We start from the raw sequence: 12664 nt of genomic DNA on the forward strand, positions 1-12664 counted from the left end.
GACATGCATCAGGCGCGTCAGGTGCTGCGGCGGTTGTCGAGCGCGAAGGCGCCGGCGCCGGCAAACACCAGATAGAGGAAGATGAAGCAGAAGGAGATTGCCGCGTCGCCGCTGTTGTTGACCGGGAAGAAGTCGCGCGGGTAGTGCGCCATGAAATACGCGATGGCCATCTCGCCGGCCAGCAGGAACGCGACCGGGCGGGTGAACAGACCGAGCGCCAGCAGGATGCCACCGGCGAATTCCAGGATGCCTGCCGTCGCCGTCAGGCCGCTAAGAGCGTGAGGCTCGGCGCTGACCGGAAAATTGAACAGTTTCTGCGAGCCATGCTCGAGGAACTGCAGGGCCGTCATGATGCGCAGGACGCCGAGTGCCTGCGGCTGAAATCTGGCGAGACCGTCAAAAAGCTTCATCTAAACTCCATTTTTCCAACCATGTGGCCCGGCCATAAATCATCACCCGGCGCTGGACCATTCACTTCCCATGGCCTGTCATCAACAATCGGTGATGCAATTATTTCCAGTCTGACTTCGAAATCTGCTCTCGTTATGGTTGCATACATCTCGTTAAAGTTGTATATCTGCGTGTAAGACACTCCAAACCAAACGGGTTCCTTCGCCATGAAAAAAGTCGCCGTCAGCCTGTTCGCAATTCTCGCAAGCACCAGTTTCGCCATGGCCGCTGATGCTGGCTGCGATGCCTTCAAATGGCCGGTGACACGCGAGCAGGAACTGTTTCCGGCAGCGCCCGCCGCGCAGTCCGGTGCCTCTCTTGCTTTCGGCGAAGCCGCGGATATGGCGCTGGAGCCGGTCGATGCGGTCAGCTTCACCGTCTCACCGCAACGCGCGCCGGCAGCCGGCACGTTCGGCGCGACGGCAAACGTGGCCGTGCCACCGGAAGGAGAGCTCCAGATCAGCCTGTCCGATGAGGCCTGGGTCGACGTCATTCAGGATGGCCAGGCCGTGAAATCAGCGGGTTTCAGCGGCGTGAAGACCTGCCCCGGCATCCGCAAGAGCGTGCGCTTCAAGCTGACGCCTGGCGCAGCCACGATCCAGCTCAGCGGCGCCAGGAAAGAGAACCTCAAGGTCGCGGTGCTGGCGCCGGAGTGACCGCGCCCAAGGCGCGTCTCATCGCACCGGCGGCGCGATGAGAGCAGTTCCGTGCAGGCGAGTACCGGAGGGGATCAGCGGCCCGGCGCGATCAGCGCGAAATAAGCGCCTTGCGGATCGGTGAACTGGGCAATCCATTGGCCGGTCGGCACCGGCATCGGACCCATGACAATCTTGCCGCCATTGTCGGTGACGCGTTTGGCGGCTGCGTCGATGGCGTCGACATTGAAGTAGAACAGCCAGACCGGCACCGGCAGCTGTTGCGGCTTGTTCATGATGCCGCCGCCGGATTCAGGGCCTGCCCCGAAGGTCTGGTAGATGCCCATCTCGCCGACGTCCATGCTACCGGCATCGGTCCAGCCGAACTGGCTTGAGTAGAAATCGAAGGCCTTCTGGCGGTCGGCCGCATAAAGCTCGTGCCAGCCGACATGGCCCGGCGTCGTTGCCGGAAGGACGGGCTGGTCGGGCCCATTGGGCTGCAGGAACATGAAGGCGGCGCCTTGCGGGTCGGCGACGACGGAGAAGCGGCCGACGCCGGGAATGTCGTCGGGTTCGCGGTGAACAGCCCCGCCGGCCGCTTTCAGTGCCTCGGTCGAGGCAACGGTATCGCTGGTGCGGATATAGCCGAACCAGGCCGGCTTCAGACCCGTCCTGGCTGCTTCCTCGGGCAGGGTCATCAGCCCGCCGACGCCGCGCTCGGCGGAGTTCACCACGATATAGCGCGGCATGCCGGGCGCCTTGTCGAAGGGCTCGGCCCGCCAACCGACCACGCTGGTGTAGAACGCTTGCGCCGCATCGAGGTCGCTGGTCATCAACTCGTACCAGAAGAAGGGCATTGGGGATTTCGGCATTTTTAGTCTCCTCACCTTCATGCATCGATCGTTGTCCGATCCATCAAAGGACGATCTCGGCAGCGCGAATCCGACAGCGGGCTTGAGAAAATCCAACGGCCGCGTTGATACATCGTTCCGCACTTCGCCGCGGCTCTTTACAGATCTTTGGAAGTAATTGTTGTGCGTTGTACGGATAGCGCGGGCGCGCGCCGTATTAGTGTTACGGGCTCAGAGTTTGGGCTAAGGTGGAATACCGTACTTTGAGCATCCATTGGCAGGTGGTAGGATGATAGACGCTTATTCGAAAGTATTTGAAAATCAGCTGTTCCTAGGATTTGGCATTCGTGCGTCTAGAGGCTTACATAGACGAGTCGGGGGATGATGGAGGGTTTCCGATCCAGATTGTCGGCGGGTATGTTGTTAGACCCGAAGATGCGCGTTTCGTAGAGACGGCATGGGCAGCCGTCTTAAGAAGGTATGGCGATCTTCCCTACTTCCATATGGTGGAATGCGCTCCTGAGCCTCCAAGCGGCGTCTTCAAAGGAATGCCAAAAGAGCGCAGAATACAGCTTCAAACCGAACTGATGGACCTAATTAATCGACACGTCGCCTTTTCGATTATCTGTTCCACCCCATTGGGCAGATATGATGGGTATAACAAAGATGGAAAATATATTGACCCATATACCTATCTTGTAGGGAACGTATCTGATATAATATATGATATTGCAAATATATATTTTAGAGATTGCGAAGTATCTCTTTTTTATGAAAGTAGACACAAGAACGGGAACACTGCTTACGAGTATTTCAATGATAGGAAGATCCACCGTCCGCGGACTTCATTTTCATTTATGGACAAGCGAGCGTCTGGCATGATCCAGGCAGCTGACATCATCGTCTGGCAATATGCAAAATTCATAAAGGATATGGTTCAATCTGAGAGAGGCCCCAGAAAAGATTTTCGATCGCTCATGACGGTGCCCGCTAGAATCATGCACGTTGTGCCGACTAAGGATCGAAAACTCACTCTGATTCCGCTTACTGACGGCGATGTTGACAACGGGGAGGCGAGACAACTGCTGCGCGATATCTATGGACCAAACGAGCCGCCCGAGGGCGGTTTGTTTCGAAAGGTGTTGGATCACAAGGGAAAGGGTTTCAAGAGATGGGGGAACGGGAAGGGATGGGAGTGGGACTAGACGACAAGATTGATTAGGTCGGGTGAGCGTTTTCGACCAATGTCATCAGTTCGTACCAGAAGAAGGGCATCGGGGATTTTGGCATTTCTCGGTCTCCTCACCTTCATGCATAGATCGTCGTCCGATCCATCAAAGGACGTTTTCAGCGACGCGAATCCGACAGCGAAGCGGAGAAAGTTCAACGGCTGCGTTGACGCATCGTTCCGCACTTCGTCCCGCTCGACGCCTTGCACATGCGGCGGTTTTCGACTTTCCTTGGGCAAACGAGGGGTTGTCGTTTCATGCGCCTTATGTCGCTCACGCCTGAGCTTGTTTCACTGTGCCATCGCGAAGAGGTCGATCCTGGACCCGACGGCAGCTGGACGCAGCTGAACGACGAGGATTTCCGTGCTCTTGCCGCGCGGCTCTCCAACGAAGCGGATGCGGGGCCGCTATGGGTGTTCGCCTATGGCTCGTTGATCTGGAAGCCGGCTTTCGAGTCCGTCGAACGCCAGCGCGCCACTGCGTTTGGCTGGCATCGCTCCTTCTGCCTCGACATGGTGCGCTGGCGCGGCAGCGTCGCGCAGCCGGGGCTGATGATGGCGCTCGAACGCGGCGGCCGATGCGACGGCGTCATCTACCGCCTGCCCGACGGCGACAAGCCGCAGCAGATCGAAAGATTGTTGCGGCGCGAGATCGACGACCATGAGAGTGTCAGCTCGGTCCGGTGGGTTCCCGTGCGCACGGAGCAGGGCCGGATACGGGCGCTCGGCTTCTGGGTCGGGGTGACGGGCAGGGGAACCTCGCTCGGGCAGCCGCTGGATCGGGTGGCGAGGGTGCTTGCCAGAGCCTGCGGCCATGTCGGCTCAGGCGCGGAATATCTCTACAACACCGTCAGCCACCTTGAGGAATTCGGCATCCGCGACCGCAATCTGTGGCGGCTGCAGCAACTGGTTGCCAACGAGATCAGGTCGATCCATGGCGGCGCTACGAGCACTGGCTTTTCGCCCGTGACATAGGCCATAACATGAGTGGTCCGATCATATTATCAGCTAGGCTTTTCAGTGGCTTGCGGCGAAAATTGACCAATTGATAAAAAAATAAAACGTGCTAGCCTTCCCCAAAACGAAAACATGGGGAACTGACGATGCCAGAAGGCCAGTTCAAGGACGGCATTGCCGGCGGCCGGCTTGCCGCCGACCAGTACGCCGAGAATTTTTCCGACCTGCATCCGCCGCTCGATCACCACGAAGCGCTGGTCGAATCCGACCGCTGCTATTTCTGCTACGATGCGCCGTGCATGAACGCGTGCCCGACCTCGATCGACATTCCGCTGTTCATCCGCCAGATATCGACCGGCAACCCGATCGGTTCGGCCAAGACGATTTTCGACCAGAACATATTGGGTGGCATGTGCGCCCGCGTCTGCCCGACCGAGACGCTTTGCGAAGAGGTCTGCGTGCGCGAGGTGGCGGAAGGCAAGCCGGTGCAGATCGGCCGCCTGCAGCGCTACGCCACCGACGTCGCAATGGCCGAGCACAAGCAGTTTTATCCGCGCGCTGAATCGACCGGCAAGTCGGTCGCCGTCGTGGGTGCCGGACCGGCCGGTCTTGCCGCCGCCCACCGGCTCGCTCGCCACGGCCATGACGTCACCATTCTGGAAGCCCGCCCGAAGGCCGGCGGCCTCAATGAATATGGCATCGCCGCCTACAAGAGCATCGACAATTTCGCCCAGGCCGAGGTCGACTATGTCACTGGGATCGGCGGCATCGATATCCATAACGGCAAGGCGCTCGGTCGCGACTACCAGCTTTCGGACCTGATCCTCAATTATGATGCCGTCTTCCTCGGCATGGGGCTTGGCGGCGTCAATGCGCTGCGCGCCGATGGCGAGGAGGCCGGTGGCGTCGTCAATGCAGTCGAATTCATCGCCGAACTGCGCCAGGCCAGCGATCTCTCGAGCCTGCCAATCGGCCGGCGCGTCGTCGTCATCGGCGGCGGCATGACGGCGATCGACGCCGCCGTGCAGTCGAAGCTGCTCGGCGCCGAGGAGGTGACGATCTGCTACCGGCGCGGCCAGGAACACATGAACGCTTCCGAGTTCGAGCAGGATCTGGCAGCCGCCAACGGCGTCACCATCCGCCACTGGCTGCAGCCGAAGCGGGTCATTGTCGAAGGTGGCAAAGTGTCGGGCATCGAGCTCGAATACACAGCGATGAACGGCGACACGCTTGTCGGCACCGGCGAGCGGCTGACGCTGGCCGCCGACCAGGTGTTCAAGGCGATCGGCCAGAGCTTTGTGCCGGCGGCACTTAACGGCAGCGGTGCTGCGATCGAACTCGAAGCCGGCCGCATCAAGGTCGACGCAGAAGGGCGCACCTCGCTCGCCAATGTCTGGGCCGGCGGCGACTGCATTTTTGGCGGCGACGATTTGACGGTATCGGCCGTCGCGCAAGGCCGCGATGCGGCGGAGAGCATCAACCGGAGTCTGGCACAGGGATAGAGATCATGGCCTCAGTGGAATCAGGCATCGCGCGTCACTACGACGTCTCGGATCTGGAGCAGCACATTCTTGCCGTGGTCGCCGATACCGGCGTGGAAATTGCCCATCTACGCGCTGGCGATCTCGAAGCGGTCGACGAGTTCCACATTGGCGGTATCGCCGCCACCAGGGAACTCATCGGCCAGATGGGTTTGAAGCCGGGGGCCAGGCTGCTCGACATTGGTTCCGGCGTGGGTGGTCCAGCCCGCTTCGCCGCCAACAATGCCGGCGCCGATGTCACCGGCATTGATCTGACGCAAAGCTATGTCGACATCGCGACCAGCCTGTCGAAGCGGGTGGGAATGGCCGACAAAGTCCGGTTCGTGCAGGGCAGCGCGCTGGACATGCCGTTCAGCAACAAAAGCTTTGATACGGCCATGATCCTGCATGTCGGCATGAATCTTCCCGACAAGAAAAAGCTGATGAGCGAGGCGGCGCGTGTGCTCAAGCCGGGCGGCGTCTTTGCCGTCTACGATGTGATGCGGCTCAAGGCAGGTGCGCTGACCTATCCGCTGCCATGGGCATCCGACGAGAGCATGTCCTTCGTTGCCACGCCCGACGACTATCGTTCGGCTGCCGCCGCCGCGGGGTTCTCTGTAACCGCCGAGCGCCCTCGTGGCGCCTTCGCCATCGAATTTTTCGACACGATACGGGCGCGCATGGCTGCGGCGCAGGCGGAAGGAAAAAAGCCGCCGCCTGGCGTTAATCTTATCATGGGCGAGAACGCCGGCACCAAGATCGCCAATCTCACCCCCGCGCTTAAAGGCGGCATTCTCGCACCCGTGGAAATGCTCCTTCGTCTCGGTTGAAAGGGACCTGTCATGGCAGACATCCGCAACAATTTCGTCGGCATCAAATCGCCCAATCCGTTCTGGCTGGCTTCGGCGCCGCCGACCGACAAGGCCTACAACGTCATCCGCGCCTTCAAGGCGGGCTGGGGTGGCGTGGTCTGGAAAACGCTGGGCGAGGAAGGCCCGCCGGTGGTCAATGTCAACGGCCCGCGTTATGGCGCGATCTGGGGCGCCGACCGCCGCCTGCTCGGCCTCAACAATATCGAGCTGATCACCGACCGCGATTTGCAGGTCAATCTGCGCGAGATCAAGCAGGTCAAGAAGGACTGGCCCGACCGCGCCATCGTCGTCTCGCTGATGGTGCCATGCGTCGAGGAAAGCTGGAAGGCGATCCTGCCGGTGGTCGAGGAGACCGAAGCCGACGGCATCGAGCTCAATTTCGGCTGCCCGCACGGCATGTCGGAACGTGGCATGGGCGCGGCTGTCGGCCAGGTGCCGGAGTATATCGAAATGGTGGTGCGCTGGTGCAAAGCCAACACCCGCATGCCTGTCATCACCAAGCTGACGCCCAACATCACCGATGTGCGCAAGCCGGCGCGCGCCGCCCACGCCGGCGGCACCGACGCGGTGTCGCTGATCAACACCATCAACTCGATCACCGGCGTCGATCTCGACAGTTTCGCGCCGCAGCCGACCATCGACGGCAAGGGCTCGCATGGCGGCTATTGTGGCCCGGCGGTGAAGCCGATCGCCATGAACATGGTGGCCGAGATCGCCCGCGATCCCGAAACGCACGGCCTGCCGATCTCCGGCATTGGCGGCATCACCACCTGGCGGGATGCTGCCGAGTTCATGGCGCTCGGCGCCGGCAATGTGCAGGTGTGCACGGCGGCGATGACCTACGGCTTCAAGATCGTGCAGGAGATGATCGCCGGTCTTGAAAACTGGATGGACGAGAAGGGCCATGCCTCGCTCGACGACATCGTCGGCCGCGCCACGCCCAACGTCACCGACTGGCAGTATCTCAACCTCAATTACATCGCCAAGGCGCATATCGACCAGGACGCCTGCATCAAATGCGGCCGCTGCCACATCGCCTGCGAGGACACCTCGCACCAGGCAATCACCAACATGGTCGACGGCGTCAGGCATTTCGAGGTGATCGAGGCCGAATGCGTCGGCTGCAATCTGTGCGTCAATGTCTGCCCGGTCGAGAACTGCATCACCATGGAGCCGCTGGCCGCCGGCGTGATGGACCAGCGCACCGGCAAGCCGGTGTCGCCGGTCTATGCCAACTGGACGACGCACCCGAACAACCCGATGGCCAAGGTGGCTGCGGAGTAGGGGACGGGTCGAAGAAAAAAGCGGCGCTTTCGAGCGCCGTTTTTCATTTTCCTATTGCAGATAAAATTTATCTAGGATAAAAGATATCTATGAATAGGAGCGCAACATCGTGAAGCTGGGCGAGGGTGTAGAAGCGGCCATCCATTGCGCGGCCACACTGGCCAGCGTGGAGGGCAACAGCACGATACCGGGTGCTGCTTTGGCAGAGTCCTTCGGCCTGTCGCCGAGCTATCTGCTGAAACATCTGAACCAGCTGACTGCTGCGCGCATCCTGGAATCGGTGCCGGGACCGGCGGGCGGCTACCGGCTGGCGCGTCCGGCCGAGCGCATCACGCTGCTCGATATCGTGCTTGCGGTCGAGGGTCGCGAGCCGGCCTTCCGCTGCGGCGAGATCCGCCAGCGCGGCCCGGTCAAGATCGATGCTTCGGCCTATGTGAAGCCGTGCGGCATCAATGCCGCGATGCTGAAAGCCGAGCGTGCCTATCGTGCCGCTCTCGCGGAAACCCGGTTGTCCGACATCGTGGCTGACTACAAGGCCGAAGGCGATCCGCGATCGTTTGCCGCCAGCTGTGCCTTTGTGGCGCGCCATCAGCGGCCGCAGAAACCCGCTTCGACCAAACAGATTTAATCCCCCGCAAACAGATGTGAAAGGAAAGACGATGAAACAGAGACTGCAATTCTTCGCCAAGGCGCCTGAGATCATGAAAGCCGTGTCGGCGCTCAACAAGGCGGTCGACGAATGCGGGCTTGAAGTGAGCCTGCTGCATTTGATCAAGCTCCGCGCCTCGCAGATCAATGGCTGCTCCTACTGCGTCGAGATGCATAGCCGCGAGGCGAGGCGCGATGGCGAAACCGAGACACGGCTCTATCTGGTTTCGGCCTGGAAGGAATCGCCGCTGTTTTCCGAGCGCGAACGCGCGGCGCTTGCCTGGACCGAGGCAACGACCCTGATCGCCAACAATGGCGTTTCGGACGAACTCTATGCCCGCACGCTAGAGCACTTCTCGGAAGAGGAACTGGTCAAGCTGTCGGTCGCGATCGGCATGATCAACACCTGGAACCGGCTCTGCATCCCGTTCCACGCCATTCACCCGATGCCGGCTGCCAAAGCAGCCTGACCGTCCGGTTAGTCATGGAGCGCCGTGGAAAGGGCGGCGCTCCACCTGTTTCATGCTTAAGTACGGGGAAGATTTCATGCCTGTCGATTTGCCTTCGACCTTTTTGTTTCTCGGCCGCCTGTTGCTCGGCGGCGCCTTCGTTTGCGCCGGCCTGCGCAATGTTCAGAACGAGACCTTCCTGACCGGGCTGATGACCGCGCGCGGCGTGCCGCAGGCGAGATTGGCGTTGTGGGCCGGCATCGTCCTGCAGACCATTGCCGGCGCGCTGTTGATGGCCGGCCTGTGGACTGCGACCGCCTGCGCCGTGCTGCTGCTGTTTCTCATCGTCGCCACGCCGATGTTCCACAATTTCTGGGACCATCAGGGCCCGGACCGGGCGTCGCGCATCAACGGTTTCGTAGGCAACGTCGCACTGGCCGGAGGCCTTCTCACGCTGATCGCGCAGTCGCTGTAAGGTCACGCCGCGTAGCGCAGGCCGCCGTCGCAGGTCAGCACCTGGCCGGTCATGAAGCCGTTGGAGACTAGAAAGGCGATTGCGCCGGCGACGTCTTCGGCGCGGCCGATCCTGCCCACCGGGGTTTTGCCGGCATATTCGCTGAACACCGCCTGCCGCTGGTCTTCGGCCAGGAAATCCCACCACGGCGTGTCGATGACGCCGGGGGCAACGACATTGACGCGCAGCGGCTTCAGTTCGACCGCCAGGATCGGCACCACCGTCAACAGCATGCCGTTGACGGCGGCAATGCCAGCCACGCCGGGCGCCGACAATTGTGCCGACACCGCCGAGATGAAAGTGACCGATCCCGATCTGTTGAGCGTCGGCAAGGCAGCCTGCAGGCAGGACAGCTGCGGCCTGACTTTCTCGTCGACGCCGCCGGCGATGTCTGAGAGATCGAGGGTTTCGAACGGCCCAAGTCCCTTGCCGCCGCTGGCAGCCAGCACGAGGTGATCGAACGGTCCGAGTTCCCCAAAGAAATGGCGGACTTCGTCCGGCTTCGAAGCATCGAAGGCAGCTTTTTCGGCGGCGCCGCCGAGGCTCTTCCAGGCGCTGGTGAGCTTGTCCTGGCTTCGTCCGGTGATGGTCACCTTCATGCCTGGGCCCAGCAGTTTTCGCGCCGTTGCCAGGCCGATGCCGGATGAGCCGCCGATGACGACCGTGTGTTCGATCTTGCCGGTCATGAATGCTGTTCCTTCCATTTTGCGGAGGCTTGGCCGACGAGGTCGAGGCTCAGGGTTCGCAATTGCTGTCTGGCCTTGGCGTCATAGGCTTGTGCGTTGGCGCGGGATTCCTTTTGGCCATCGAAATAGAGGCCACTGCGGCCCTCCAGGGCGGGCGATGTCGCGAGGTTGAGAATGGCGTCGGCGCCGGTCTCGACCGAACTCCATGGCGTCACGCCGGCTTGGCGGACCATGGTGGTGTTCATGTAGCTCGCCGGATGCAGAGCGTTGACGGTGACGCCGCTGCCTTTCAACTCTCCGGCGAGGTCGATGGTGAACAGGATCTGCGCCAGCTTGCTCTGGCAATAGGCGCGCACGCCGGCATAGGAACGGGTCAGCATGACATCGCCGAAATCGATCGCCTGCTGGCCGGCCGAGGCGACGTTGACGATGCGCGCCGGCGAACTCGCCTTGAGCAGCGGCAGCAGTTCCGAGGTCAGCAGGAAACCGGCGAGATAGTTGACGGCAAAGCGCAGTTCGAAGCCGTCGGCGCTGAGCTGTCGCTTGGCGCCGGCCGTGCCGATGCCGGCATTGTTGATGAGGATGTCGAGCCGGTCGGTTTTTGCGCGTACGGCCTCGGCAAGGCGGCGGACCTCGGCTAGCGAGGCGAGGTCGGCGGCGAGGAACTCGGCTTTGCCGCCGGCGGATTCGATTTCTGCGACGGTTGCCTTGCCGCGAGCCGCGTCACGGCCATGCACCAGCACGCGCGCGCCGCCGGCGCCCAGCCTTTGCGCGACGACACGGCCGACGCCGTCGGTCGAACCGGTGATGAGGATTGTCTTGTCTTTCAGATCCATATTCAGAGCCTCCATCTCTTCTGGATGGAAGATGGGGCGCCTGACCCAGCCCAAACAGTTCAAACTTTATCCTGGTATCAATACTGCTATAATAGCTCTCATGGATGCCCCCACGCACTCCGCTGAAGACAGCCGCCGGCGCGAGCTTGGCGCCTTCCTGCGCTCGCGCCGCGAAAGATTGACGCCGTCCGCCACCGGCATCGCGACCGGCCTGCGGAGACGCACGCCAGGCTTGCGTCGCGAGGAAGTGGCGATGATCGCCGGCGTCGGCACCACCTGGTACACATGGCTAGAGCAGGGGCGCGAGGTCAGACCCTCGGTGGAGGTGCTAGCTGCGCTCAGCGAAGCGCTGCGCCTCGACGCCGTTGAAAGGCGGCATCTGTTCATCCTGGCAGGCCGCCAGCAACCGGAGAACCGCGTGGCTGCGCCGGAAAAGGTCGATGGCCCGCTAATGCATATGCTGGAGAGCCTGGTGCTGCAGCCGGCCTATGTCGTCGGGCGGCGCTGGGATGTGCTGGCCTGGAATCCGGCGGCGGTAGCGGTGTTCGGTGATTATGGCCTGCTAGAGGGCGACGCCCGCAACATCGTCCACATGGTGTTCACCAATCCGCATCACCGGCGCCTGCTGGTTGACTGGGAGCAATTGGCGCGCACCGTGCTGGCCTCGTTCCGGGCGGAAAGCGCCCGCTATGTGGGCGATGCGGATTTCGAGCGGCTGATCGTGCTTATGACGCGCTCAAGTCCGGAGTTTCGCGACTGGTGGCCGCAACGCGACGTGGCACGCCGATTGTCGGGGGTGAAACATGTCCGACATCCGAGAGCCGGCGCCATGACGTTCGAGCATATGAGCCTGTCGATCGACGACGGCTCGGACATGAAGCTGATCGTCTACACGCCGCTGGCCGAACAGAATTCGATCGAGAAGCTGCAGAATTTGCTTGAGGCGATGCCGGCGGAGCGCCGCAGCGCCTGACGCCCAAGGTCAGCCCTTCGGCTTCAGCCCATCAATGAACAACTGCTCCAGAAACCGCGCCGCATCCTCGAAGCGGCCGTCGCCGCCGCGATCGGCGCCGAGCACGGCACGGACCTGGACATCGAAATCGGCATAGTGCTGCGTCGTCGCCCAGATCGAAAAGATCAGGTGCCAGGGATCGGTGCGGGCGATTTTTCCCGCGCGCATCCAGCCCTTGATGACGTTGGCCTTCTCGTCGACCAGCGTTTTCAGCTCACCCGCCAGCAGCGGCATGATGCGCGGCGCGCCTTGCAGGATCTCGTTGGCGAACAGCCGGCTTTCCCTGGGAAAATCACGCGCCATTTCGAGCTTGCGCCGGATGTAGCTCCTGAGCTCGGTCAGGGGGTCGCCGATGTCGTCGAGTTCACGTAGCGGCGCCAGCCACGTCGCCAGCAGCCGCTCCATCAGCGTTTCGTGGATGTCTTCCTTGCGGCGGAAATAGTAGAGCAGGTTCGGCTTCGACATCCCGGCGGCCTCGGCGATCTGGTCGATGGTCGAACCGCGAAAGCCGTTGGCGGAGAAGACTTCGAGGGCTGCCTCCAGGATCAGTTCGCGCTTTTCCTGCTGGATGCGGGTGCGGCGAGGGGCTGAGCCTTCCATGGCGCCGCTCACCCCTGCAAGCCTTGGCCGCAGGGTTCATCTGGACCAATTCTCTGGACCAGTTTTTCTCTTACCCGTGGAGCGCACTTCGCAGGCCGCATTTCCGCTAGTAATCCCTTGAC

At 61.6% G+C, this 12664-nt stretch carries 15 protein-coding genes; 10 read left to right on the forward strand and 5 right to left on the reverse strand.

Annotated features, from left to right (window positions below):
- Positions 1-17: 17 nt before the first annotated feature.
- Entirely contained in the window at positions 18-410 is a 393-nt protein-coding gene (locus NKJ18_RS08535) for a DoxX family protein (protein WP_023707718.1), read from the reverse strand.
- Positions 411-617: 207 nt separating this feature from the next.
- Between NKJ18_RS08535 and NKJ18_RS08540 the strand changes: the two genes are divergently transcribed.
- On the forward strand, positions 618-1106 hold the full coding sequence (locus NKJ18_RS08540; protein WP_352710937.1) for a hypothetical protein: 489 nt from the start codon (positions 618-620) through the stop codon (positions 1104-1106).
- A gap of 74 nt (positions 1107-1180) precedes the next feature.
- Here the strand turns inward: NKJ18_RS08540 and NKJ18_RS08545 are convergent, their stop codons facing one another.
- Positions 1181-1957: a VOC family protein gene (locus tag NKJ18_RS08545; protein WP_352758088.1), complete on the reverse strand. Its 777-nt coding sequence runs from the start codon at positions 1955-1957 to the stop codon at positions 1181-1183.
- 326 nt (positions 1958-2283) lie between these two features.
- Between NKJ18_RS08545 and NKJ18_RS08550 the strand changes: the two genes are divergently transcribed.
- The 8 genes from NKJ18_RS08550 to NKJ18_RS08585 all read left to right on the forward strand — a co-directional run bounded on the left by NKJ18_RS08550 (position 2284) and on the right by NKJ18_RS08585 (position 9369).
- Positions 2284-3141 carry a DUF3800 domain-containing protein gene (locus NKJ18_RS08550; protein ID WP_352758089.1) on the forward strand — a complete coding sequence of 286 codons (858 nt, stop codon included), beginning with the start codon at positions 2284-2286 and terminating at the stop codon, positions 3139-3141.
- Positions 3142-3422: 281 nt separating this feature from the next.
- Positions 3423-4139 carry a gamma-glutamylcyclotransferase gene (locus NKJ18_RS08555; RefSeq protein ID WP_352758090.1) on the forward strand — a complete coding sequence of 239 codons (717 nt, stop codon included), beginning with the start codon at positions 3423-3425 and terminating at the stop codon, positions 4137-4139.
- A 128-nt stretch (positions 4140-4267) separates the two neighbouring features.
- Entirely contained in the window at positions 4268-5623 is a 1356-nt protein-coding gene (locus tag NKJ18_RS08560) for an NAD(P)-dependent oxidoreductase (RefSeq protein WP_352460211.1), read from the forward strand.
- A gap of 5 nt (positions 5624-5628) precedes the next feature.
- Entirely contained in the window at positions 5629-6471 is an 843-nt protein-coding gene (locus tag NKJ18_RS08565) for a class I SAM-dependent methyltransferase (protein ID WP_023687987.1), read from the forward strand.
- 12 nt (positions 6472-6483) lie between these two features.
- Positions 6484-7797, forward strand: coding sequence for an NAD-dependent dihydropyrimidine dehydrogenase subunit PreA (gene preA, locus NKJ18_RS08570; RefSeq protein WP_023712066.1), 1314 nt, complete (start codon positions 6484-6486; stop codon positions 7795-7797).
- 109 nt (positions 7798-7906) lie between these two features.
- Positions 7907-8425 (forward strand): RrF2 family transcriptional regulator, encoded by a 519-nt coding sequence (locus NKJ18_RS08575; RefSeq protein ID WP_023668205.1) that lies wholly within the window; start codon positions 7907-7909, stop codon positions 8423-8425.
- Positions 8426-8456: 31 nt separating this feature from the next.
- Complete coding sequence (locus tag NKJ18_RS08580) at positions 8457-8915, forward strand: carboxymuconolactone decarboxylase family protein (RefSeq protein WP_023668206.1); 459 nt, start codon at positions 8457-8459, stop codon at positions 8913-8915.
- A gap of 76 nt (positions 8916-8991) precedes the next feature.
- Positions 8992-9369: a DoxX family protein gene (locus NKJ18_RS08585; protein ID WP_023668207.1), complete on the forward strand. Its 378-nt coding sequence runs from the start codon at positions 8992-8994 to the stop codon at positions 9367-9369.
- 2 nt (positions 9370-9371) lie between these two features.
- Here NKJ18_RS08585 and NKJ18_RS08590 read toward each other — a convergent pair whose 3' ends face one another.
- Both NKJ18_RS08590 and NKJ18_RS08595 read right to left on the reverse strand, forming a co-directional pair.
- Positions 9372-10094 carry an SDR family oxidoreductase gene (locus tag NKJ18_RS08590; RefSeq protein WP_023668208.1) on the reverse strand — a complete coding sequence of 241 codons (723 nt, stop codon included), beginning with the start codon at positions 10092-10094 and terminating at the stop codon, positions 9372-9374.
- Positions 10091-10930 (reverse strand): SDR family oxidoreductase, encoded by an 840-nt coding sequence (locus tag NKJ18_RS08595; protein WP_352758091.1) that lies wholly within the window; start codon positions 10928-10930, stop codon positions 10091-10093. The genes NKJ18_RS08590 and NKJ18_RS08595 overlap by 4 nt, the downstream gene beginning before the upstream one ends.
- Before the next feature lie 100 nt (positions 10931-11030).
- On the opposite strand from NKJ18_RS08595, the gene NKJ18_RS08600 reads away from it, so the two are divergent.
- Positions 11031-11903: a helix-turn-helix transcriptional regulator gene (locus NKJ18_RS08600; protein ID WP_023729382.1), complete on the forward strand. Its 873-nt coding sequence runs from the start codon at positions 11031-11033 to the stop codon at positions 11901-11903.
- A gap of 9 nt (positions 11904-11912) precedes the next feature.
- Here the strand turns inward: NKJ18_RS08600 and NKJ18_RS08605 are convergent, their stop codons facing one another.
- Positions 11913-12542 (reverse strand): TetR family transcriptional regulator C-terminal domain-containing protein, encoded by a 630-nt coding sequence (locus NKJ18_RS08605; RefSeq protein ID WP_023697053.1) that lies wholly within the window; start codon positions 12540-12542, stop codon positions 11913-11915.
- Positions 12543-12664: the final 122 nt, after the last annotated feature.

The organism is Mesorhizobium sp. M0217 (assembly GCF_040321955.1).
Classification (GTDB): Bacteria; Pseudomonadota; Alphaproteobacteria; order Rhizobiales; family Rhizobiaceae; genus Mesorhizobium.